This is a genomic window from Parapusillimonas sp. JC17 (genome assembly GCF_052180245.1).
GTDB lineage: Bacteria > Pseudomonadota > Gammaproteobacteria > Burkholderiales > Burkholderiaceae_B > Parapusillimonas.
Map to the genome: position 1 here is coordinate 3,710,262 of NZ_CP197474.1, position 24,001 is coordinate 3,734,262.

The window sequence follows — 24,001 nt, forward strand, 5'->3', positions numbered from 1 at the left end:
CGCACCGCCTCGTCGATGGCATGCGCAAGGGCCCGTGGATCACGCGGCGGCGCCATCCAGCCAGCATCGCCGATGATTTCGGCGGCATCGCCGACATCGGTCGCCACGCATGCCACGCCACTGGCCATGGCTTCGGCCACCACGTTCGGAAACCCTTCGGCGCGGCTCGACAATACATGGACGTCCAGGCCGTTCATCAGCGCCGGCACGTCGTCGCGCCGGCCCATCAGTATCGTCTGGCCTCGCACGCCATGGCGCTCCAGCAGTCCGACCAGTTCGGCATTGCTTTCGTCGATGCCGTCCCCGATCAGTATGCAGCGCATCCCCGGATGCGTCTTCAGGCTGAAGGAAAAGGCCTGGATCAGGTTGGCGTGATCCTTCAGGGGATTCCAGCGTGCCACCGACCCGATCACCGGGATGCCGTCCGCCACGCCCCATTGCTCGCGAACCCGTGCCCGAGCTGCAGCGTCCGGCTGCCAGCGCGACAAATCATAGCCGTTGGGAATGACCAGCATGCGATCGGACCGGTAACCCCAGCCGCGATGGCGCTCCGCCGCGTCCCGCGCGCAGCTTACGATGACTTGCGGCACCAGCCCGGACAGCATCGCGCAAATCCTGGACAGCGTCCGGGCGGACCGGCTGCCCTTGTGCAGATCCGCCCCCGAGTTGCGTATGCCCCAGGACACCGCCTTGATCCCAGCCAGCCTGGCGATGACGCCGCCCAGAAGATCGGCGTGATACATCCATGTCTGGACCACATCGGGCCGCAGGTCGCGCAGCAGTCGGAACAGCTTCCAGGCGCCCTTGAAGGCGCCGCCGCCTTTCATGTGCAGGGCATGCACCGGAATGCCCGCGTCGCGCAGGCGCGGACCGAAGACATCGTCATCACCCAGCGATATCACGATATGCTCGTCCACCTGACCAGGCGCCGTGACAAGCCGATGCAGCACTGTCTCGGCGCCGCCCTGACCCAGGCCCGAAATGATGTGGACGACGCGCAGGGCCGCGCGCTGAAGCTGCGCGGCACTCATGCGGACCGTTCCAGGGCGGGCTGGGGCAAGGCGCGAGCGAACACCGCGTCCCATTGATCCAGTATGCCGGGCAGGCCGTAGCGTTCGCGCACGGATGCTGCCGCACGCCGCCCCATGACGTCGCGCAGCGTGGGGTCGCTCATCAATTGCTCCAGGGCCTTGCACAGCGCAGCCTGGTCGCCCAGCGGCGTCAGCAAGGCATACTTGCCGTCCTCGCTGATTTCACGCGGTCCGCTGGGGCAATCCACGCTGACGCATGCCCGTCCTAAAGCCATGGCTTCGAGAAGCACGTTCGGAAAGCCCTCCACTTCGGAAGTCATGGCGAACGCGTCCGCCTTGATGACTTCTTCCCAGGGCTGCTCGGTGCGACCCGGCAAGGAAATGCGGGACGCAAGGCCGGTGGCCTGGATGAGCTGCTCTAGCGCCGTTCTTTCGGGACCTTCCCCCCATATGACGAGATCCCATTCGGGATAGGCCTCTGCCAAGGCTGCAAACGCCTGGATAAGATCCCCAAAACGCTTGCTGGGCACCAGCCGGCCCATGCCCAGCAGCCGATAGCGGCGCGGCCAGGCCACCATCTCGGGCTGCCGTACCTCATCGATATTGGGCGGCAGCGGATTCGGCACGACCGCAACGTCCTTGAGTCCCGGGACCATGCCGCGAAAGACGTCGACACTGTCCCGCGACTGCAGCACGACCGTGGTCGCGCGGGGATACAGTGCGCGGCGCAGCCGCTTCAGCGCATCGCCGGCGCTGCTGCTGAATGCCGGATTCGTGCGCTCGCAGACGATCACCGGGACTTTCATCGCGCGCGTGGCCGACAGTACGACGACATTCACGTTCGTCAGAAACGAAACAATGACATCCGGCTGGACCTCCCGGATCAGTCGCCGGATCGTGAACCATTTGCTCAGGCTGGGCAGCGTCTTGCGCCCCAGCCAGCTCATGCGGTCCGCCAGCCAGACCAGGCGCACAGCGGGGTTCAGATGATAGAAGCAAGTGCCTTTCTTGGTATAAGTGGGCACCAGCGTCACGCTGTCGCCGCGCCGCGCCCATGCGCTGGACAGGGTAGCGGCAACCCTTTCCGCGCCGCCGGCATGCATGGAGCTGACGAAGAACAGTATTTTCATGAGGGCCTCACGTCGGCGGCACGGACGGAATCCAGCCATGCCTGCGTCATCAGGATGCTCCACAAATGGGTGCTCCAGTCTTGCTTGTTCTGTTGGTGTTCGCGCCATTTTCTCAGGATGGGCTCGGCATGGAACAGGCCCTCCTGGTTCAGCCGCGCAGGGTCCAGCAAGGCATTGGCCCACTCGTTCAGCGGTCCGCGCAGCCAGCTCGCCAAAGGGACGGAAAAGCCCTTCTTGGGCCGATCGACGAGAGCCTGCGGCACATGGCGGTACAAGACCTGGCGCAGCAGCCACTTGCCCTGCCCAGATCGTATCCTGTAGGACAGCGGCAGGCGGCGGGAGAACTCCACCACCTGGTGATCCAGCATCGGGACGCGGGTTTCAAGGCCGACAGCCATCGCCGCCCGGTCCACCTTGACCAGGATGTCGTCCGGCAGATAGCTCAGGATATCCAGCAGGGACATGGTCTCGTGCAGGCCGTCGCCGATGCGATCGTCGAAGCAGGTCTCGGGCAGCTCCGCGCCTATCACCGCTTGAGCCGGATCTTTCCAATACGATACGAACTGCCGGTAGAACACGCCTTGGCTGTCTGCCGCCAAGACCTCCGACAGCTTCTCGAAACGATCGCGACGGCGCCCCGCCGGCATCAGGGCCGCAGCCGATCCGGCGGCGGCAGCCAGCACGCCGTGGGTGAATTGCGGCAAGCGCTGCCGCTTATGCCACCAGCCAGCGGCGCGGAAATAGCGCGAATAGCCCGAAAACAGCTCATCGCCGCCGTCGCCCGACAAGGCCACCGTGACATGCCGCCGCGCCATGCGCATGACCAGCGCCGTGGGCACTTGCGATGAGTCGGCAAAAGGTTCGTCGTACATCGTTGGAAGCTGCGGCACGATCGACAGGGCATCCGCCGCGCTGACGTACATTTCGGTGTGCGTCGTCCCGAGATGGCGCGCGACCTCCTTGGCATGCTGGGCTTCGTTGTAGGCCGGGTCGTCGAAGCCGATGGCGAAGGTGCGCACGGGCTGCGATGAACGCTTCTGCATCAGCGCGACGATCGTGGACGAATCGATGCCGCCGGATAGAAACGCCCCCAGCTCGACATCCGAGATCATCTGCCGGCCCACGGCTGTCGACAGGACCTCCTCCAGCGCATCAGCCGCCGCACTGTCGGAGTCGAAGGACAGCATATTGCCGCGCGCCGCCGCGCTGACATCGGCGGCGGACCAATACACGGTTCCCGAAGGCAGCGACCGCGACCGCAAGTCGGCTTCGGTCAACGTCAGCCACTGCCCCGGCGGCAGCTTGCCGATGCTGCGGTAGATGCTGTAGGGGGCGGGAATATAGTTATGGCGCAGCAACAAGGACAAGGCGCGGCGATCGATCCGTCCGTCGAAGCCCGGAATCGCGGTCATGGCCTTGAGCTCGGAACCGAAGACGAAATTCCCGTCCGCATAGCCCATGTACAGGGGCTTTTCTCCCATGCGGTCCCGCATGAGGCTCAGGCAGCGCTCCTGCCGGTCCCACAGCGCGATGGCAAACATGCCGGTCATGCCCGCCAGGGAAGCGGCGATGCCCCAGGCCGCAAAGGCCGCCAGCACGGTTTCCGTGTCTGAATGACCGCGCCACGCGGGCGCCCTGCCCTGCGCTTCCAGCTGGGCCCGGAGCTCCTGATGATTGTAGATTTCACCGTTGAGTATCAGCACGTAGCGCCCGCAGGCGGATATCATGGGCTGATGCCCTGCGGGGCTCAGGTCCAGGATGGCCAGCCGAACGTGCCCAAGCGCGACGCCCGCCTGGGCGTCCTCCCAGTAGCCCTGGCTGTCGGGGCCGCGATGCCGCATGCGCCCGCAGCCTTGCTCGACGATGGGCCGCTTTTCGGGCAGGTTTCCCCAGATTCCTACGATTCCACACATAATAGATTTCCCCACAGCGCCATCACCCGCGCCACCGAAAACCGGTCGCGCACGTCGACGGCGCGCCGTGCATAGGCTTCGCGCTTTTCTGGATGCGCCATCATATCGGACAAGTGCGCCGCCAGCGCCTCCGCATCGCCCGCCGGCTGGACCAGCACGCCGTCGATGCCGTCGCGGATGATTTCGCGCGGCCCCGTCTCGCAGTCGAAGGCCACCGGAGCCAGTCCGCTGGCCATGGATTCAATGAGCGTATTGGACAGCCCCTCGACCCGTGAACTCAGCACATACAGATCGGACTGCAAATACCAGTCGGCCACATTGCCGGCCCGGCCAGGCATGCTCACGCGGGCCGACAGTCCCGCGGCGTCGATCTGCTGCTGCAGCGCCTCCCGGCTTTCGCCCTCTCCCAGGATCACGAGATCCCACAAGGGAAAATGGTCGGCGATCTCCTGAAACGCGGTGACCAGGAGATCGAAGCCCTTGTGCGGATGCAGCCTGCCTACCGCAAGCAGGCGAAAGCGCCCATTGCGCCGTGGCGGCTCCAGGCGCGGCTCCGCACTTTCTATGGGCCAGCGCACCGCATTGGGGATCACGGCAAGCCGGCTGCCCGGCACGTGCTCTTGCAGCCATTGCGCAGTGCCAGCGGTAAGCGCCACCACTGCAGCCGCCTGCGGATAGGCCCAGCGGCGCAAGCGCAGCCAGATTTCAGGCAGCTCCTGAGAAGGCGGGTGCGTATGCTCGGTGGCGATGACACGGCATTTCAACCCGCGCGCGGCGGCGACCGCCAGCACCGAGGCCGTCGTCATCATGCCAAGAACCACCGAAGGACGCAGCCGCTTGATCAGGCGCCGCAGCCGCCAGACGCGACGCAGATTCGCGAGCATCCCGCTCAATCCGCCGCTCGACGCTCCGGCGGTTCCCAGCACGTGACGCTTGACCTGCGGATGCAAGGCGTAGGCGTCCGTGTCGGCGCTCGCCTGCGTCACCACCGTCACTTTCCAGCCCAGGTCGGCCCAGTACGCGCTGATGTCGGCAGTCACGCGTTCGGCCCCTCCGCCGCTCAGGGAATGGATGAAAATCATCAGATGGGCGGGAACGGATGGCTTACTCAAAACAATACCTATATCCATGAAAAGAGAATGCTGGACGCATGCGTCCATGAACCTTATGGCCTGCGCAGCGCGACCAGCACGTAGCAGGCGTACGACAAGGCATACATGATGCTGGTGGCCAGCATGATGCCGGCGGCGCCCATCGACGGCGCCAGGATTGGGTTCAGGGCCGCCTTGAGCGCGAAATTGGCCACGGCGATCGCGGCCATGATGCGGTAGCGATTCTGGCTGGCAAGCAGCTGGACCAGTATCAGCACCCCAAAGTAGAACGGCATTTGCAGCAGCCCCCAGCGCAATACATGCGCCACGGCCTGCGTATCCTGCGCAGAGAACGCCCCGCGCTCGAACAGTAGCGCCACGCCCCAGGGGGCAAGCACCCAGCCCACGAGCGTCACTGCGCCGCCGGCCAGCAGCATCAGCGCCGACCACTTGAGCGCCGTCGTGCGCGCCCTTTCGGCATCGCCGCGCTGCTGGATATCCGCCAGAACCGGCAATGCCGCGCGTCCCACCGACGCCGCTCCGACACCAAGAAGCAGGGAAAGCAGCCGGGCCGCATAGCCCAGCGTCGAGTTGGCGTTCGCGCCGAGGTTGGCCGCCGTGTATTGGTCGATGGGTCCCACGAAACTCATGGCCACCTGACCGATGAGCATGACGCCCGCTGCCTTGACCAGCTCGGGCCAATGATGGGACTTGAATGTCAGGGCGGGCCGGCCTCGCATGCCGTCGGCGCGGGACGCCAGCCAGAACAGCCAGACCGATTGGATCAGGTAGCCCACCAGCGTGCCCCACAACAGGGGACCGACCTCGGTCACGACGCCGGCCAGCATGACCCATACCAGGATCACGACCGCCGGCACGCTGTCCAGCAGGGTGTTGATATGGCGCTCGCGCGCGCGCAAGCGCGCGGCGCTGATCCCCGTCATCAGGGTCAGCAGCGCCGCGGGCGCAAAAGCCAGCATCAGTTCGGCGCTCATGCGCGATGCCGCCGGTGTAAGCCCGGCACCCACCCATTGCAGGATCCAGGGCCACGCCACATACAAGGCCACCGCCAGCACTGTGCCGAAGGCAATCGTCCACCCCTGCAGCTCGCCCATGAAGCGCGCCCTTTCCGGGCGCGTCTCGCTGCGCGCACGCACCAGCACCGGGATCAGCACAACCGACAGCGCGCCCACCACCGTGATGGGCAGCCAGTTGGCCATCGTCATCGTGAACTGATAGGCGTCCACCGCATCGCTGATGCCGTAGCGATACGCCACCGCCATTTCCTTGAATGCGCCGGCAGCCTTGCCCAGCAGCAGGAAAAAAGCCACGCGCATCGCCCCCTGGGCAATGCGCCTGTGGTCGGAATGCAGCGTCGACAACCGCTGTTTTAGGGCTTTCAAATCAACGCAAGAATTGCGTGTACCAGGGCATGGCGACTTCGATCCCCTGCACGATGGTATGCATGGGCTCGTAGCCCAGCAGCTCTTTGGCCTTGCTGATGTCGGCCTGCGAGTGGCGCACGTCGCCCGCCCGGAAATCCCGGTACACGGGTTGCCTGTCGTACACGATACCGTTGTTGCCCAGCGCCTTGGCCAGGTAGTCGAAGAGTTCGTTCAGGCTCGTCCGGGCGTTGACCGCCACGTTGTAGACCTGATTGACGCCTTCGGGCTGAGCCAGCGCCGCCAGGATGTTGGCCTGCACGACATTGTCGATGAAGCAGAAATCGCGGCTGGTTTCGCCATCGCCGTTCACCACGACATCTTCGCCGCGTATCATCGCGGCAATCCAGGTGGGGATGACGGCGGCATAAGCGCCATTGGGATCCTGCCGCTTGCCGAATACATTGAAGTAGCGCAAGCCCACACTGCCGAAGCCGTACGAGCGGGTGAAGACATCGGCGTACAGTTCGTTCACGTACTTGGTGACCGCATAAGGCGACAAAGGCCTGCCGATGCGCTCTTCGACCTTGGGCAGTTCTTCGAGATCGCCGTAGGTGGAACTGGATGCGGCATAGACGAAAGCCTGAACCTTGGCGTCGCGCGCCGCAACCAGCATGTTGAGAAAGCCCCCTACGTTGACCTCGTTGGTCGTGATGGGGTCCTTCAGCGAGCGCGGCACCGAACCCAGCGCGGCCTGATGGAGGACAAAATCCATGCCCTCGGCTGCTTTCCGGCAGGTTTCGAAATCGCGGATATCGCCTTCAATGAATGAAAAATTCGCCCACTGCTCGGGAGTCACGGTTTTCTGGACCTCATCCAGGTTGTGCCGATAGCCCGTTGCGAAATTGTCCAGGCCGCGGACCTTCTGCCCCATCACGAGAAGCGCTTCGAGCAGATTGGAGCCTATGAAGCCGGCGCATCCGGTGATCAGCCACGCTTTGGGCTCTGCCTGCAACTGTGTAGTGACTTCCTGATATCGATTATTCATGACAAGACCTTTCTGACGTTTTATGATGCTGCGCCCTCAAAGGCGAATGTCGGCCTCGTCGGCCGAAAGCACGTACTTCAAGTCGTACAGCACGTGGTCGGGCTTGCCCAGCGCCTTGACGGCGGTGGCGCCCATGCCGACGAACTGATGATGGGCGACGGCGAGAATGATTCCATCGTAGGCGCCCGCGTGGGGATCCGCAACCGGCGTGATGCCGTACTCGCGCACGGCTTCGTCAGCGTCGACCCACGGATCGTAGACATCGACCTCGATGTTGTATTCGCCCAGCTCGCGAACGATGTCGACGACACGCGTATTGCGAAGGTCGGGGCAGTTCTCCTTGAAAGTCAGCCCCATTACCAGCACGCGCGATCCCTGCACCTGGATGGAACGCTTCGTCATCGCCTTGACCAGTTGCGACACCACATAGCTTCCCATGGAGTCGTTCAGGCGCCGCCCGGCAAGAATGATCTCGGGGTGGTAGCCGATGGACTGCGCCTTGTGCGTGAGATAGTACGGATCCACGCCAATGCAGTGCCCGCCCACCAGGCCCGGCCGGAAGGGAAGGAAATTCCATTTCGTGCCCGCCGCCTCCAGAACCGCCTGGGTATCTATGCCCAGCCTGTTGAAGATCAAGGCAAGTTCGTTGATCAATGCGATGTTGACGTCGCGCTGGGTGTTTTCAATGACTTTGGCGGCCTCGGCCACCCGGATGGACGGCGCTTTGTGGGTGCCCGCGACAATGATTTCGCCATAAAGCTCATTGATGAGGTCGGCGACGTCGGGGGTGGATCCGGCGGTCACTTTCTTGATCGTCGATACGCGGTGCGCCTTGTCGCCCGGATTGATGCGCTCGGGACTATAGCCGGCATAAAAGTCTTCGTTGAACCGCAACCCGGATATGCTTTCGAGCACGGGCACGCAGACCTCTTCGGTGGCGCCCGGATAAACGGTGGATTCATAGACGACGATGTCGCCGCGCTTGAGCACCTTTCCGATGGTTTCGCTGGCGCGGATCAGCGGAGTGAGATCGGGCTGCTTGTATTCATCGATGGGCGTGGGCACGGTGACAATGAACACGTTGGCGCGGGCCAGGTGCTCCGCCTCGTGCGTGAATTCCAGATGCTTCGCCTGCGCCAGTTCTTCGGGTTCGACTTCAAGGGTGTGATCCCTGCCTTCCTTGAGTTCGGCCACCCGGCGCAGGTTGATGTCGAAGCCCAATACCGGGCGCTTCTTGCCAAACTCCACCGCCAGAGGCAACCCCACATAACCGAGGCCGACGACCGCAAGTTTCACGTCTTGAATCTGCACTTTGCATCTCCCGCGCTGCGCGCTTTAAAGAAGAAATAAGAAGGTTGCGACGCTATTTGCGCCTGACGTTGCGCCCGATGGACGGCAACAGCAACCAGGAAGGCCGGCGCCAGGACACCAGACGCGCATACAGCCACAGATAGGCCAGGGAGAACGCCGCGATGCTCGCGCACAGCACCCAGGCGTTGTCCCACCAGATGGTGGCAGGCACAAGGCCGATGAGCGCCAGGAACCAAAGGTACGGAGACGTCATGGCATTGCAAAGCGCAGGCACGGCGTGCCGGCGGTCGCGGCTGAACGTGACCCGGACCAGGCGCCGGAAAACGAGCTGGTGCAGATGGAGCGCGTCGGGCTGGTCCACCGGCGTGCCGCGCTTGAAGCGACGGCGCCAGATCGAGAACATGGTTTCAAAAACCGGATAGAAAAGAACGGCCAGCGCATAGAAAGGCGACACGCTGGGATTGCGCACCACCAGTTGCACGGCGAGTTCGGCCAGCATGAATCCCAGGAAATAGGCGCCGCCATCGCCCAGGAACACCCTGCCGAAGGGAAAATTCCAGACCAGGAAGCCCAGGGTGGCGGATGCAAGCGCCGCGGCAATCAGGAAAATGGGGATGTCCTGCACTTGCAGGGCGACCAGCGCCAGCGATGCCGCCATGAGCGTTGCGATCATGCCCGCCAGGCCGTTCATGCCGTCGATGATATTCAGCGCATGCGTACAGCCGCCCACCGCCACCATGGTGAACATCAGCGACACCGGCCAGAATGACAAAAGCCAATCGGCCCAGCTCCAGCCCACCCGCGAAACGCCCCCGAGCAGCCACCATGCGATCGCCGCCGAGGCGAATGCAGCCAGCAGCCGCTTGCCGGACCCTACGTCCTTCGTGATGTCTTCGAGCAGCCCCGCAACGAACACCGGCATGGCCGCCACGAACAAGACGGGCCACAGCCAGGTGAGCGTCATGTTGCTGGGGCCGAGCACCAGCAGCCCGGCCAGGCTGCCGGCGACCACGGCCAGCCCCCCGACGCGCGGCGCGGCGCGCGAGTGCATCGCCTGCGGCTTGTGCATGTCGGAATCGCCTGTAAAGACGCCGTGCCAGCGTTCGGACGCCACGATCAGGCCCCCGACCATGAACGCGACAATACAGATATAAAACCAGGTGAACGATTCCCAGAGCTTGAGAGAAATCACGTAATCCCTATAGACGTTAAGGCATTGACATTATCGACCCTATTTGTAACAGAGCGCGTTCTGGTTGCGTAAAAAATGCAACAAGAAATGTAAGCATAAAAGCGCGTCTGGCGCCATGGGCTTTCGGCCCTAAGCGACTGAAAAAGATAAAAAAAAGCCCGAGATCGTGAGATCTCGGGCTAAATCCACCAAAGGAGGAGGGTGGAGGAGACAACCTTGGCATGCCGGGCTACTAGAGCATTTGCTCGAGACCGCGTGACTGGGGTTTTCCCTTTGCAATCACGTTGCGACATCCGATAACTAAAGTATATAGCGGTTATTTGTGCATTGCAAGAAAAAACCGCTGTAAAGATGTAACTTTTTTAGTTTGTGGCCTTTTTGCAAAAAGTCGCTCACAAAAAAGTTTCACCGTAACTCAGAGTTTACCCTAGTTTCGATACGCTTACAAGTCCGCATGCGCGGCCTAAAGACGATACGCAGTGACCGTCATGACCTTGGACATGAAACGCATGGCCAGCTTGACGGGCGCGGGCAAGACGTCGGCGCCGTGCGTTTCGGCCGTGTTGCGATGTTCGATTTCATCGTCGCGCATCTGGACCACGATGCTGCGCGAACGCTCGTCTGTCTTTGGCAGATCGGTCAGGTGGCCGTCCAGGTGCTGCTCCACCTGCCTTTCGGTTTCCGCCATGAAGCCCAGGTTCTTGCCGGTCCCCGCCCGGCTTGCAGCCATTCCCAATGCGAACGAGCCCGCATACCAGAGAGGATTGAGCAGGCTCGGTCCGCTGCGGAGTTCGTCAAGGCGTTGCCTGCACCATGCCAGATGGTCGACCTCCTCGGCGGCGGCGTCGTAGAGCACATCACGAATTGCTGCATCGCGACAAAACAGTGCCTGGCCTCGATACAAGGCTTGGGCGCATATCTCGCCCACATGGTTTACCCGCATCAGTCCGGCGGCATGGCGCTGCTCTTCGGGGGTCAAGGCGGTTGCGTCGTCGTCCGGCCTGTACTTGCCTGCGGGATTGGGTCGGCTTGCATGCACGGAGCCGTCCAGCACCTGCACCGCCCGCCCGATTTCCGAGAGCAGTTTGTCGATGGGGGTCAGACCCCGTACGGGGTCAGACCCCATGCTGGCGGGGTCAGACCCGTTGACGGTGGGGTCAGACCCCGTACGGGGTCTGACCCCTACACTACTTCCGACCATCTGCATGGGTATTTCCTTTTCCTGTATGGCCATCCGTCCCGGCAAAAAACGAACCCGGACGGCGGCGCTCAATCAAAAACCAGGCCACGGGCAGCAGGACCGCCCAGGCGACCAGCCCCCGGCCCGCCATTTCCTGGTCGCTCAGCAAATAGGCATTGCACAAGCGGACGGGATATTCCTGGTACAGCAGCCCCACGATCGCCGTCATCCATGAAAAGTTGCCCAGAAAAAACACGGCAATGACGGCGTTCGCCCGTCGCAGGGAATCGGTCAACAGCATCCCGGCGGCAATGAGCACGGCATACTTGAACCCTATGGATCCCGCGGACAGCAACGCGTCGTCCAGAGACCGAGGGATCATCCAGTAGGCACCTATGAAGCTGAAGAGCAGCAAGCCCGGCAGGCCATGTTCATTATATTTGCCATACGCGGCAAATGCAGGCCCCGATCTCTTGTCTTTGCTCAAACCCATCGCGAATAAGCCCAGGGCCACCCATGCGCCCACGGCGATCAGCATGGGGATGTGCACAAGCATATGCAAGGTCATGGTTCGGGTCAGGACGCCGTCCAGCGCCCATGCCGTTGCAAGCAGCAGTGCGGCGGCAATGAGGTAAAACCGGCCAACGCGGTTCGGGCCGCTCATGCCGGCCCCCGTCCCGACCGCTGCAGGTAGTCCAGAAGCAGTTCCGTCTCTTCCAGGTCGACAATGCGCTCTAGACGGCCGTCCGCCGAAGCAAGGTGATACGCGGCGTTATGTTCATACTGGCCGTAGGGTGCCGGAATCACCACGATACCGAAGGCACTCAGCAAGGCCCTCAATTGAGCGGCGTCCGGTGCCATCGCAAAGGTCCAGATGTCTGCGTCCGCATGCATGCCGCGCGCGTAGCGATCCAGGCGATCCGGCGTGTCCGCCGGATCAAAGCTGATGCTCAGCAGCCGTACCCGGTCTGCAAGGCCCAGCCGCCGGATGTCTGACTGCAGGCGCTGGTACTCCGTGCCCATGGCCAGGCACAGCGATACACAACGCGTATAAATGAAGTTCACGACGGCAATGCGCCCGTCCTGGCGTAAACGTTCCAATAGCCCCCCGCTTACGCCTCGCTCGTCCAAGAGCACTGCATCCGGCAATGCCCGGGCCGCGTGCGCGATGTCCGCCCGCCGGGCCGCCTCACTGGTCAGCACGGTAAACCCGTCGGTCTTTGCCGAGATTGCTCCCAACCCCAGGCAGCAGGCCAGCAATGCCGCGAGCAAGGTCCTCATGACGGCTCACCGCAAGCCGGCAAGCTCTGCATCGCCATTCCAGGGGGCGCTCCTGTCCAGGCTTGCCTGTCTCGCGGTGGCCACGTCCCTTGCCGCCACTTCGCCGGCGGCATTGCCGAAGCTGCTCCGGATATGCGTCAGCAGCGCGGCGATTTCCTCGTCATTCAGCTTGTCCTTGAATGTCGGCATCTGTCCGTTGTACTGCGTCCCGCCGACCGTCAGGGGGCCCGTCACGCCATGCAGCACGATCTGTATGCCCACGTCCGGCTGCCCCGCCAGCCATTCCGAGCCGGAAAGCGGAGGGAATACACCCGGCAATCCTTTGCCCGTAGCCTGGTGGCATGCCAGGCAATGCGTCGCATACAGCTGTGCGCCATCCGCCAGCGCTGCGCCGCGTTGGCTCTGAAAATCGGCTGCGCTGCGCCAGTCGCCGTACGAGGCGGGGTGCGCCTGATATGTATAGCCGATATAGCCCACGGCCCATAGAAAAACCGCGGCCACGATCAGGACCACGATCAACGGTATCGGCCTGCTGCCCTCATAGGGCTCGGGCATCTCGCGCGACTGGGCCTGAATTTTCCTTTTCAAACGATCCATTATCCTGTTCTCCGACGACCTCGTTCCATCCGGCCGCTCCGCCAACCCGCTATTTGCCCGGCTCGGGCAGCGGCTTGACCGGATAGCTGCGGTCAAGAGCCAGCAGATAGGCGACGAGGTCCAGCGCTTCCGGGCGTGCCACCACCACTTGGCCCAAAGGCGCATACGCGGGCGGCAGATTCACCACCCGGTCACCCGCCTCGGCCCTGTCCTTGGTTTCGAAGAGATAGGGATAAGACGGCATGATGCTGCTCGGGGTGTAGGCGCGGGGCTGATACAGGTGTCCCAGGTTCCAGTCCACGCTCGGCTGGCGCGCGCCAATATTCAGAAGATCGGGACCGGTGCGCATGGTGCCCAGCAGATGCGGCCGGTCGTAGAAATAGTCGCCGGCGACCGGCGCCCTGCCCCAGCCTCTCTGGAAGTCGGGCGCCTGTGCCTTGGCACGGGGCTGCTGCGTATGGCAGTACACGCAGCCATTCTCGATATATTGCCGGCGGCCGCGCAATTCCGCCGAGGTGTAGGGCTTCAGCCCGGGCGACGGCTGGACTTCCGACAGTTGCACATAGGGCACGATCACCAGGGTCGCCGTTGCCAGCGCCAGGGTGACCATCGCGCCCCCCAGCAATTTGTATTCGTTTTCCATGCTCAGCCCCCCACCGCAGCGTCCGCCGCCACGGAAACGCCGGCGGCCGGAAAGGGGTCGGCCTGTTTGCGAAAGAGCGCCGGACCCACGCGCTTGTGCCCATATCGCAGCGCCATGGCGCCGAAATGAAAAGCAAACACCAAGTGACCCAGCGTCATGAGGCCGCCTCCGATGCTGCGCGCCTTCAGGTACGGAATCGTGACGCCGACGGACTCCATGAAGCTTCGGCTCGCATCGAGCATGGCCACGCCCTGCAGCCATCCGCCGATGGACAGGCCGACGAAGTAGACGCCGAAGCCCAGCACCACCAGCCAGAAATGCAAGGCGATGAGACGCGGGTAAGGCCATTCCCATGCCATGACGCGCGGCATGACGAAGTAGATGGCGCCGAACATCACCAAAGAAAAGAATCCATACAGGCCCAGGTGGGCGTGCGCCACCGTGAAATGCGTGAAGTGCGTGATGGTGTTGATGCTGCGCAGCGCCTCGAAGGAGCCCTGTACCGAACTGAGCGTGTACATCATGCCGCCTAGCACGATGAACCGCAGCGTAGGCGAATACAGCAATGTCTTGAAGTGGCCGCGCATCGTCAGGTGCTGGTTGACCGAGAAAGCCAGGACCGGCACGATCATCATCATGCTCTGGACGATGGACAGCGTAATCAGCCAGCCCGGCACCGGCCCGCCCACCAGATGATGGCCCCCGACCTGGCCGTAGAAGAACGCCAGTGCCCAGAAGCCAAGCAACGACAGGTTGTACGACTGTATGGGCCGGCCGATGATCTTGGGCAGGAAGTAATACACCGAGGCCAGCGCGATGGGAGTATAGAAAAGCCCCAGTACGTTGTGGCCGAACCACCAGTTCATGGTGGCCTGCTCCACCCCGAAATGCACGCCCGGCAGGTTGCCCACCAGGAACAGGATGGGGAACCAGAACAGGGCCGCACCCATGTACCAGATGGACACGTACAGATGCTCGGTCTTCCTGTTTTGCAGGGTGAAGACCAGGGGCAGGCCAATGAGCGCCCCGCCGATCACGAACAGGATGTCGATCTGCCAGGGTATCTCCAGCCATTCCAGCCCGTCGCTGAAGCCTGCCGCCACGCTGCCCAGGCCGGCGATCAGGGCGGCGTTCCACAGCATGGCTCCCAGCAGCGCGAATCGGCCGCCGATAAGCTCCGTCTTCAGCAGGCGGGGCAGCGTCCAGTGTGCGATGCCGAACGCCGCCATGGGTGCCCAGCCATAGGCCACCATGTTCAGGTGCAGGGTCCGGATGCGTCCGAAAGTCAGCCAGGCATGCGCGGTGAGGAAGTCGGGCTGATGCAGCTTGATCGAACTGATCAATCCGGCCGCGGACGCCAGGATCAGCCATGCGACGGCGCAGGAAAGAAAGACGAAGGCCACGTAGGCGGTGGAGCGATCCGCCCGGATGCGCTCCGCCAGCTCGCGTGCCTGTGTCGCGGCGTCCACCGGCGCAGGCGCATCATGCGCTTGGACGACGGCGTTCTGCAAGGCCTGGTGCTGGGCCGGCGTTGCAGCGGGCTCTTCGACCTTGCCGATCTCTCCTTCGGAAAATATGACCTTGGCGGCCGCCGGATCGGCATCGAACAAATGCCGGCGCAGGGACCAGATGAAAACAAACAGGCCGGTGACGGACAGAACGAAAGTCAACAGCAATATGGAGATGGTGCTCATGCGGGTGTATCTCTTGGATGCGGATACCGCCTCCCGCTGGAACGTTTCATTCCAGCGCATTTATATCGTAAGGCGATATTCAAGCGGAATGATACCGGAGCGATCGGACGCGAGGCCCCATGACCCTACGCCGGATGCAGGTATGCGGCGAATTGCGCAAAGGCCGCGGATGCGTCAACATTCAGTCTGTACTTTTGTCGATACACATCAGGAACAAGCATGGAATGCACGATAGACTGGGGCGGCCCCGACGGCATGCTTTTCGTTGCCCGTACGGGCAGCGGCCACGTAACCGCCATGGACGGCGCACCCGACGGCGGCGGCCACAATCTTGCGCCGCGCCCCATGGAAATGCTGCTGGCCGGAACGGGCGGCTGTGCCGCCTACGACGTCGTATTGATCCTCAAGCGCGGCCGCCAGGCGGTGACGGACTGCCGGGTAACGCTGACCGCCGAACGGGCCGACACCGATCCCAAGGTGTTCACCAAGATCCACTTCGCCTTCATTGTCAGCGGCAAGGGCTTGTCACCGGCCGCCGTTGAACGAGCCGTAAAGATGTCGCACGATAAATACTGCTCCGCCTCGGCCATGCTGGCCAAAACCGCCGAAATCACGCATTCGATCGAGATCCTGGAAGCCTGATCCAGCGCTTGGGGTTCAGGGGTCAGACCCCGTACGGGGTCTGACCCCATTATCCGCCGAGTCGCGGGGTCAGACCTTGGATAGGGTCTGACCCCATTCCAAGCAAGCCGCGGGGTCAGACTCCATTCGGGGCCTGCCCCCCTTCCTGGCTATACTGAAACCTTGAGTCAAGGCAAAAAGCACAGCATATGAAGCAATATCTCGACTTGGTCCAGAACATTTTCGACAACGGCTCCTGGCAGGACAACCGTACCGGCGTGCGCACGCGCAGCATTCCCGGGGCGATGATGCGGTTCGACCTGCAGGAAGGCTTTCCTGCCGTCACGACCAAGAAGCTCGCCTTCAAGTCCGCCATCGGCGAACTTGTGGGATTTCTACGGGCCTATCGGAATGCAGCCGAGTTCACTGCGCTAGGCTGCAAGGTCTGGAATCAGAACGCCAACGAAAACCGTCAATGGCTGGCCAATCCCTACCGGCTCGAAGAAGGCGACCTGGGCCCCGTATACGGCATCCAATGGCGCGAATGGCCTGCCTACAAGCTCATCGATACCAGGCTTCCCCATAGCGCCGCCCAGATCGATGACGCACTGTCTCGCGGCTATACCCAAATAGGCCTCGTCGACGATGGCGGCGCCACCAGCGCGCTGCTGTACAAAGCCGTCGACCAGTTGCGTGCCTGCCTGGACACCATCATGAAGGACCCTGGCAGCCGGCGCATACTTTTCCATGGCTGGAACTGGGCCCAGCTCGAGGAAATGGCCCTGCCTCCATGCCATCTGCTTTATCAGTTCCTGGTCAACATCGAAAAAAGGGAAATTTCCCTCTGCTTGTACATACGCAGCAACGACGTCGGCCTGGGCACGCCCTTCAACCTGACTGAGGGCGCCGCGCTACTGCACCTCGTCGGGCGCCTCACCGGCTACCGGCCGCGCTGGTTCACGTATTTCATCGGCGATGCGCACATCTACGAAAACCACGTGGACATGCTGCGCGAGCAACTGACACGCGAACCGTTCCCCGCGCCGCGACTGGTGCTGTCCGACCGGATTCCGGACTATGCCGAAACGGGCAAGTACGAGCCCGAATGGCTGGAAAAAATCGAACCCGGCGACTTCTCGCTCGAAGGCTATCAACATCACGCGCCCTTGACCGCCCCCATGGCGGTTTGACCGCCCTGAATCGCCACACGGAACACAACCCCATGCCCGACGCCCGCATCCAACTCGTCGTCGCCTACTCCGCCAACCGCGTGATCGGCCGCGACAATGCACTGCCCTGGCGCCTGCCCTCCGACCTCGCGCACTTCAAGCGCGTCACCATGGGCAAGCCCATCGTCATGGGCCGCAATACCTGGCATTCGCTTGGCCGCCCGCTGCCCGGCCGCCCCAACCTGGTGCTCAGCCGCGACCCCGGCTTCACCGCCGAAGGCGCTACCGTGCACCCCGATTTGGCATCCGCCATCAGGGCCTGCGGCGACGTGGAAGCCATATGCATCATCGGCGGCGAACAGGTTTTCAAGGCGGCGCTCGGCATCGCCGACGAAATCATCGCCACCGAAGTGCACGCCCAAGTGGAAGGAGACACCTTCTTCCCCGATCTGCCGTCAGGGTGGGCGGAAGCGGAACGCTCCGTACAGCCGGAAGAAAACGGACTGACGTTCGACTTCGTGACTTATCGCAGGAACGCGTGAAGGGGTCAGACCCCATGCGGGGTCTGACCCCGATCCCAAACCGATACGCCCATGAAAAGGGGTCAGACCCCGTACGGGGTCTGACCCCAGCCAAACCGATACGCCCGCGAAAAAGGGTCAGACCCCCCCATGGGGTCTGACCCCAGCAAGCACGGCAAGCGTCAGGCCGTTGCGCCGGCCTTGCGCATGAAGGCCCACAGCGCACGGTGCAGGGAATAAGCCACGTTGAAACGGATCCATCCGGTATCGGCTTGCCCAGGGTCGAAGTAGGATCCCGGCGCAAGCCATATACCGTCCTTCAGTGCCAGCTCCGCCAGCTTCGCCGAACCCTGTTCCCGCCACTGCCCCGCGGGGCGGGCCCACAGAAACAGGCCGGCTTGCGGGCGGCTGTAGACTTCGAAGCCATGGCTGTCCATCAACGCGGCCAGCTCTTCGTGCGCCTCGCGCAGCCGCTCCTGCACACGCCTGAGATGAGCCTGATGCCTTCCCTGCCTGAGTACCTCGTAGACGGTGCGCTCCATCATTTCGGGCGTCGTCAGCCCCAGCGTCATCTTCGTCTTGGCGAACTCCTTCAATAGCTCCGCGTTCGCCACGATATAGCCCACCCGCATCGACGGCATGATGCTCTTCGAGAAGCCCGATACATAAATGACTCTTGCCGTGCCGCCCATGGCAACCAGCATGGGGCCGATGCCCGGCAACAGATCGCGGGACACGTCGTCCTCGACCACGGTGTAGCCGTACTGTTCCGCCAATTGCAGGATGCGGAAGGCGTTGTTCATGCTCAGGCTTGCGCCGGTGGGATTCTGCAGCACGGTGTTGACGAACACCGCTTTCACCTTGTGCTTGGCGACCAGTTCCTCCAGCGTGCGGATGCACAGGCCATCCTGACTGCGGGGCACGCTGAGCACCCGCAGGCCCGCAAGGCGCATGGTTTCGAGCAAATTCGCATAGCCGGGAAATTCGGCGAGCACCACGTCGCCCGGCCGAAACAGCGTGCGAATGACGATATCCAGCCCTTGCGTGGCGCCCTGCGTCAACAGTACCTGGTCGCTGCCCACCTGCAGACCATGGTGCTCGAGCGACTGCTGGATATGTTCGCGCAATGGGAAATACCCATAAGGATGGCCATAGCCGGCAAGCTGCTTGGGGCTGGTCCGGGACACCTGGCGCAGCGCCTGCGACAAACCGGCTTCGTTCAGCCATTCTCCGGGCAGCCAGCCGCAGCCGGATTTGATCGGAATGGAGTGATCGGCAAAGATATCCGCCAGGAGCCAGGATGCCCCGATCTTGGGCGGCGCCCACGCCGACACGGGCGATGCGCCCACCGGTTCCCTTCGCCCGGCGGCAGCCACCCGGTAGCCCGAACCCGGCCGCGCGATCAGCCAGTTTTGCGCAACCAGCCTGCTGTAGGCCGCCGACACCGTAAACGTGCTCAGATCGTGCGTCTTGGCGAACTTGCGGACCGATGGCATCGGCATGCCGGGCCTTAACAGTTGCTGCCGGATCGCCTCTGCCAGCGCCTCGACGACCTGCTCCACCAAGGACAGCCCGTATTTGCGATCACGTATCGGCTCGAAGAACCGCATTGGCCCACCTCACAGTCAGCACAGTTGCCATTTTTTAAACAATACAGTTATATCGATTTTGGTCGACTGTATATTTATTTGCAAGCCAGGGCGAACGAGAATAGGCGGACATCAAGGAAAGCTCTGAATCATTCTCGAGCCCTTCCAACGCTCCCAAGCATACCCCCCTTTGTTTTTGCCTGTCGAGGTAAACCATGACCAGTAACGCGAACCTCCCGGATATGTCGAATCTGTGGATGCCTTTCACCGCAAACCGTCAGTTTAAAGAGCATCCACGCCTGCTGACCAAGGCCAAGGGCATGTACTATACGGCCGCAGACGGCCATCCGGTGCTGGATGGCACGGCAGGGCTGTGGTGTGTCAATGCCGGCCACGGCCGGCAGGAAATCATCGACGCCGTCTCCCGGCAAACCACTGAGCTCGATTATGCGCCCAGCTTCCAGCTTGGCCACACCGATTCCTTTCGGGCCGCCTCGGCGGTGGCTCGTCTCATGCCCGAAGGCATGGACCGCATCTTCTTCACCAACTCGGGTTCCGAATCCGTCGATACATCGCTGAAAATCGCCCTGGCCTATCATCGCGCGCGGGGCGAAGGCCAGCGTACCCGTCTGATCGGCCGCGAGCGCGGCTACCACGGGGTCGGGTTCGGCGGCATTTCGGTAGGCGGGATCTCACCCAACCGTAAAACGTTCTCGGGCGCCCTGCTGCCCAATGTGGATCACCTGCCGCATACCCACGACCTGTCCAAGAATGCGCATACACGCGGGCAGCCCGCTTGGGGCGAACACTTCGCCGATCAGCTGGAAAGCATCATCGCCTTGCATGATGCGTCCACCATTGCCGCCGTCATCGTCGAGCCCCTCGCCGGTTCCACCGGCGTGCTGATCCCCCCCAAGGGCTATCTGGAAAAATTGCGCGCCATCACTGAAAAGCACGGCATCCTGCTGATTTTCGACGAAGTCATCACCGGCTTTGGCCGCCTGGGCGCCAACACGGCCAGCGAATTCTTCGGCGTGAAGCCAGACCTGATCACCATGGCGAAAGGCATCAGCAACGCCGCCGTTCCCGCCGGCGCGGTCGCGGTCCGCCGCGAAATCCACGACACCATCGTCAGCGCCGCGGCCAGCGGTATCGAATTCTTCCACGGCTACACCTATTCGGCGCATCCTCTTGCCACGGCGGCCATCCTGGCCACTCTTAGCATCTACGAGAAAGACCAGCTGTTCAAGCGCGCCGCGGGCCTGTCGCAAAAATTCGAAGACGCCGCCCACAATCTGCAGAATGCGCGCCACGTCATCGACGTCCGCAACCTGGGATTGGTCGCCGGCATCGAGCTAAAACCCCGCGACGGCGCACCCGGCGCACGCGCCGCCGAGGTGTTCTCAAAATGCTTCGACGCCGGCGTCATGGTGCGCTACACCGGCGACATCATCGCCGTTTCGCCGCCGCTCATCGTCGAAGAACAGCAAATCACCGAAATCTTCGAAACGATAGACAAGGTCTTGAAGACGGTCGCGTAAAGCGCAGGGGTCAGACCCCGCATGGGGTCTGACCCCAGACCTTCTTTACATGGGGTCGGACCCGAACAGGGTCCGACCCCGATCTTTTTTCGTGGGGTCAGCGTGGGGTCAGACCCCGTACGGGGTCTGACCCCTTACATCAAACCATGCTTTCGCTAGGCGCCTCGTTCTCGACATAGTCGCTGAGCGGGGGGCAGGAGCACATGAGGTTGCGGTCCCCGTAGGCGTTGTCCACGCGCGCGACCGGCGGCCAGTACTTGCTGTCGCGCAGGCCGGCGACCGGATAGGCCGCCTCTTCGCGGGTGTAGTCGTGATGCCACTGATTCACCAGCAGCATTTGCGCGGTGTGCGGCGCGTTCTTGAGCACGTTGTCTTCCGTATCCTTCTCGCCACGCTCGATACCGGCGATTTCCTGGCGGATGGCGATCATCGCATCGATGAAGCGATCCAGTTCGGCCAGGCCTTCGGATTCCGTCGGCTCCACCATCAGCGTACCGGCCACGGGGAAGCTCATGGTAGGCGCATGGAAGCCATAATCCATCAAGCGCTTGGCAATGTCTTCCGCCGTGATGCCGCATGCGTCCTTGATGGGGCGCACATCGAGTATGCACTCGTGCGCGACACGGCCGTTGGGACCCGCATACAGAATGGGGTAATGTTCCCGCAGGCGCGCGGCGATATAGTTGGCATTGAGTATGGCCGTCTCGGTGGCGGCGAGCAGGCCTTCGGCGCCCATCAGCGTGATGTACATATAGGAAATGGGCAGCACGCTGGCCGACCCGTAGGGCGCCGCGGACACCGGCCCGACTTCGGCGCCTTCGGGCAGGCTGCCGGATTCGTCCAGCACGGCCGGAAGATAAGGCGCCAGATGCGAGCGCACGGCAACCGGACCTACACCGGGACCGCCGCCGCCGTGGGGGATGCAGAAGGTCTTGTGCAAGTTCAGGTGCGAGACGTCCGAACCGAACTTGCCGGGCTGCGCCAAACCCACCATGGCGTTCATATTGGCGCCGTCCAGATAGACCTGGCCGCCCGCGTCATGGACGAGCGCGCAGATTTCCGTCACCGCCGTCTCGAAGACGCCATGCGTAGAAGGATAGGTAATCATCAAGGCCGCGAGCCGGTCGCCCACCTTGGCGATCTTCGCCTTCAAGTCTTCGACGTCCACATTGCCTTCATCGTCGGACGCCACGACAACGACTTCCATGCCAGCCAGTTGGGCGGACGCAGGGTTGGTGCCATGCGCGGAGGACGGAATCAGGCAGACGTCGCGCTGATGCTGGCCGTTGGCGCGATGGTAGCCGCGGATGGCCAGCAGGCCGGCATACTCGCCCTGCGCGCCGGAATTCGGCTGCAGGCTGATGGAGTCGTACCCCGTGATTTCGCACAAAGAGGCGGACAGGCGGTCGATCAATTCCTTGTAGCCCTTGGCCTGTTCGACAGGCGCGAAGGGATGCATATTGCCGAACTCGGGCCAGGTGACGGGAATCATCTCGGCCGTGGCATTCAGCTTCATGGTGCACGAGCCCAGAGGGATCATCGTGCGATCGAGCGCCAAGTCCTTGTCGGCCAGACCGCGCAAATAGCGCAGCATGTCGGTTTCCGAACGGATGCGCGAGAAGATCGGGTGCGAGAGTATCGGCGACTGGCGCAGCAGGCCCTGAGGGATGCCATGCGCCGCCGGCAGACTGCGATCGGCAGGCGGAGTCCAGTTGCCGCCCATCCCGGCGGCGAACACGTGCAGCAAGGCGTCCAAGTCGGCGACCGTCACGGTTTCGTCCAGGGATACCGCCAGTTGGGCGTCGCTCACCACGCGCAGATTGATGGACGCCGCCCTTGCCGCCTTGACGATGGCGGCGGTGTGCGCGCCGGTATTCAGCAGCAAGGTATCGAAAAACTGTTCATTGACGCTGGCAACACCCAGGCCGGCCAGCGCATCGCGCAGATAGGCGGTCAGGTAGGCGACACGCTCCGCGATGCGCTTGATGCCCGCGGGACCATGCCAGACGGCATACATGCCAGCCATGACGGCAAGCAGGACCTGGGCGGTGCAGATATTGGAGGTGGCCTTTTCACGGCGTATGTGCTGCTCGCGTGTCTGCAATGCCAAGCGCAGCGCCGGCGCGCCCTGGCTGTCTTTGGAAACGCCTACCAGGCGGCCGGGCATGTTGCGCTTGAAGGCATCCTTGCAGGCCATGAAGCCGGCGTGAGGGCCGCCATATCCGAGCGGCACGCCGAAGCGCTGTGCTGAACCGACGGCGATGTCGGCGCCCCATTCGCCGGGGGGCACCAGCAAGGCCAAGGCGAGGAGATCAGTGGCAACAGCCACGACGGCGCCCTGGTCGTGCGCGGCCTGAGCGAGGGCGCGGTAGTCTGCCACGCCGCCCAGGCTGTGCGGATACTGCAGCAACACGCCGAAGCAGTCGGGCAGCCCCTGGGATTCATCGCCGACCACGATTTCGATGTCCAGGCCGCTGGCTCGAGTCCGGACCACTTCGATCGTCTGCGGATGGCAATGCTGCGATACGAAAAACACCTTGCTCTTGGAACGCGAGCCGCGCCGCGCCAAGGTCATGGCTTCGGACGCGGCGGTGCCCTCGTCCAGCAGCGAAGCGTTGGCGATGTCCAGCCCGGTGAGGTCGGCCACCATGGTCTGGTAGTTCAGCAGGGCCTCGAGCCTGCCCTGGGAAATCTCGGGCTGGTATGGCGTATATGCCGTATACCAGGCGGGATTTTCCAGGATGTTGCGCAGGATGACGTTGGGTACGTGGTTACCGTAGTAACCCTGGCCGATGTAGTTGCGGAACATCTGATTCCGTCCCGCGATTTCCTTGAGTTCCGCCAGCGCATCCGCTTCGCTGCGCGCCGCCGGAAGCTTCAGCGCACCCCTTTTGAGGATGCTGTCCGGCACGACCTCGGCGATCAGCGAATGAAGGTCGGGCGCGCCGATGGCCTGCAGCATTCTTGCCTGATCGGCTGGAGACGGGCCCAGGTGCCTGGGGATGAAATCGGAATGGGGATCAAGTTCACGCAACATAGTCGACCTAAACAAAAACGGGTTCGCGGC

General features: G+C 62.8%; 19 protein-coding genes and 1 pseudogene. 4 read left to right on the top strand and 16 right to left on the bottom strand.

The features are described from left to right. Positions 1–56: 56 nt before the first annotated feature. The 14 genes and pseudogenes from ACSBPU_RS17975 to ACSBPU_RS18040 form a co-directional block, all read right to left on the bottom strand. Positions 57–1,085, bottom strand: a pseudogene (locus ACSBPU_RS17975) (glycosyltransferase); the annotation flags it as partial. Next, on the bottom strand, positions 1,028–2,161 hold the full coding sequence (locus tag ACSBPU_RS17980; RefSeq protein WP_442593184.1) for a glycosyltransferase family 4 protein: 1,134 nt from the start codon (positions 2,159–2,161) through the stop codon (positions 1,028–1,030). The pseudogene ACSBPU_RS17975 and the gene ACSBPU_RS17980, both read right to left, overlap by 58 nt. Further along, complete coding sequence (gene asnB / locus ACSBPU_RS17985) at positions 2,158–4,074, bottom strand: asparagine synthase (glutamine-hydrolyzing) (protein WP_442593185.1); 1,917 nt, start codon at positions 4,072–4,074, stop codon at positions 2,158–2,160. The genes ACSBPU_RS17980 and asnB overlap by 4 nt, the downstream gene beginning before the upstream one ends. Further along, a complete protein-coding gene (locus ACSBPU_RS17990; RefSeq protein WP_442593186.1) occupies positions 4,059–5,186 on the bottom strand; it encodes a glycosyltransferase family 4 protein in 1,128 nt (375 codons plus the stop codon). The genes asnB and ACSBPU_RS17990 overlap by 16 nt, the downstream gene beginning before the upstream one ends. A gap of 53 nt (positions 5,187–5,239) precedes the next feature. Further along, the gene (gene murJ, locus ACSBPU_RS17995) at positions 5,240–6,568 is read right to left on the bottom strand and encodes a murein biosynthesis integral membrane protein MurJ (protein ID WP_442593187.1); all 1,329 of its coding nucleotides are present in this window, start codon (positions 6,566–6,568) and stop codon (positions 5,240–5,242) included. A 1-nt stretch (position 6,569) separates the two neighbouring features. Further along, a complete protein-coding gene (locus ACSBPU_RS18000) occupies positions 6,570–7,595 on the bottom strand; it encodes an SDR family oxidoreductase (RefSeq protein ID WP_442593188.1) in 1,026 nt (341 codons plus the stop codon). Positions 7,596–7,631: 36 nt separating this feature from the next. Next, positions 7,632–8,906 carry a Vi polysaccharide biosynthesis UDP-N-acetylglucosamine C-6 dehydrogenase TviB gene (tviB, locus tag ACSBPU_RS18005; protein WP_442593189.1) on the bottom strand — a complete coding sequence of 425 codons (1,275 nt, stop codon included), beginning with the start codon at positions 8,904–8,906 and terminating at the stop codon, positions 7,632–7,634. Between the two features lie 52 nt (positions 8,907–8,958). Next, positions 8,959–10,038 carry a glycosyl transferase gene (locus ACSBPU_RS18010; RefSeq protein WP_180066937.1) on the bottom strand — a complete coding sequence of 360 codons (1,080 nt, stop codon included), beginning with the start codon at positions 10,036–10,038 and terminating at the stop codon, positions 8,959–8,961. Positions 10,039–10,561: 523 nt separating this feature from the next. Continuing rightward, positions 10,562–11,224 (bottom strand): 2-polyprenyl-3-methyl-6-methoxy-1,4-benzoquinone monooxygenase, encoded by a 663-nt coding sequence (gene coq7, locus ACSBPU_RS18015; RefSeq protein WP_442598411.1) that lies wholly within the window; start codon positions 11,222–11,224, stop codon positions 10,562–10,564. 61 nt (positions 11,225–11,285) lie between these two features. Then, positions 11,286–11,942, bottom strand: coding sequence for a hypothetical protein (locus ACSBPU_RS18020; RefSeq protein ID WP_442593190.1), 657 nt, complete (start codon positions 11,940–11,942; stop codon positions 11,286–11,288). Next, entirely contained in the window at positions 11,939–12,559 is a 621-nt protein-coding gene (locus ACSBPU_RS18025) for an SCO family protein (protein ID WP_442593191.1), read from the bottom strand. The genes ACSBPU_RS18020 and ACSBPU_RS18025 overlap by 4 nt, the downstream gene beginning before the upstream one ends. Positions 12,560–12,565: 6 nt before the next feature. Further along, positions 12,566–13,156, bottom strand: a complete 591-nt coding sequence (locus ACSBPU_RS18030) for a c-type cytochrome (protein ID WP_442593192.1) — start codon at positions 13,154–13,156, stop codon at positions 12,566–12,568. A 49-nt stretch (positions 13,157–13,205) separates the two neighbouring features. Further along, a complete protein-coding gene (locus tag ACSBPU_RS18035; RefSeq protein ID WP_442593193.1) occupies positions 13,206–13,799 on the bottom strand; it encodes a cbb3-type cytochrome c oxidase subunit II in 594 nt (197 codons plus the stop codon). Between the two features lie 2 nt (positions 13,800–13,801). After that, positions 13,802–15,493 carry a cbb3-type cytochrome c oxidase subunit I gene (locus tag ACSBPU_RS18040; protein WP_442593194.1) on the bottom strand — a complete coding sequence of 564 codons (1,692 nt, stop codon included), beginning with the start codon at positions 15,491–15,493 and terminating at the stop codon, positions 13,802–13,804. A gap of 219 nt (positions 15,494–15,712) precedes the next feature. Between ACSBPU_RS18040 and ACSBPU_RS18045 the strand changes: the two genes are divergently transcribed. The 3 genes from ACSBPU_RS18045 (at position 15,713) to ACSBPU_RS18055 (ending at position 17,825) form a co-directional block, all read left to right on the top strand. Then, positions 15,713–16,135: an OsmC family protein gene (locus ACSBPU_RS18045; protein WP_442593195.1), complete on the top strand. Its 423-nt coding sequence runs from the start codon at positions 15,713–15,715 to the stop codon at positions 16,133–16,135. A 188-nt stretch (positions 16,136–16,323) separates the two neighbouring features. Then, complete coding sequence (locus tag ACSBPU_RS18050) at positions 16,324–17,304, top strand: thymidylate synthase (protein WP_442593196.1); 981 nt, start codon at positions 16,324–16,326, stop codon at positions 17,302–17,304. Positions 17,305–17,336: 32 nt separating this feature from the next. Then, on the top strand, positions 17,337–17,825 hold the full coding sequence (locus tag ACSBPU_RS18055; protein ID WP_442593197.1) for a dihydrofolate reductase: 489 nt from the start codon (positions 17,337–17,339) through the stop codon (positions 17,823–17,825). A gap of 161 nt (positions 17,826–17,986) precedes the next feature. On the opposite strand, the gene ACSBPU_RS18060 is transcribed toward ACSBPU_RS18055, so the two are convergent. Further along, positions 17,987–19,414, bottom strand: a complete 1,428-nt coding sequence (locus ACSBPU_RS18060) for an aminotransferase-like domain-containing protein (protein WP_442593198.1) — start codon at positions 19,412–19,414, stop codon at positions 17,987–17,989. A 194-nt stretch (positions 19,415–19,608) separates the two neighbouring features. On the opposite strand from ACSBPU_RS18060, the gene ACSBPU_RS18065 reads away from it, so the two are divergent. Next, a complete protein-coding gene (locus tag ACSBPU_RS18065; protein WP_442593199.1) occupies positions 19,609–20,934 on the top strand; it encodes an aspartate aminotransferase family protein in 1,326 nt (441 codons plus the stop codon). A gap of 139 nt (positions 20,935–21,073) precedes the next feature. On the opposite strand, the gene gcvP is transcribed toward ACSBPU_RS18065, so the two are convergent. Beyond that, positions 21,074–23,971, bottom strand: a complete 2,898-nt coding sequence (gene gcvP / locus ACSBPU_RS18070) for an aminomethyl-transferring glycine dehydrogenase (RefSeq protein WP_442593200.1) — start codon at positions 23,969–23,971, stop codon at positions 21,074–21,076. Between the last annotated feature and the right edge of the window lie 30 nt (positions 23,972–24,001).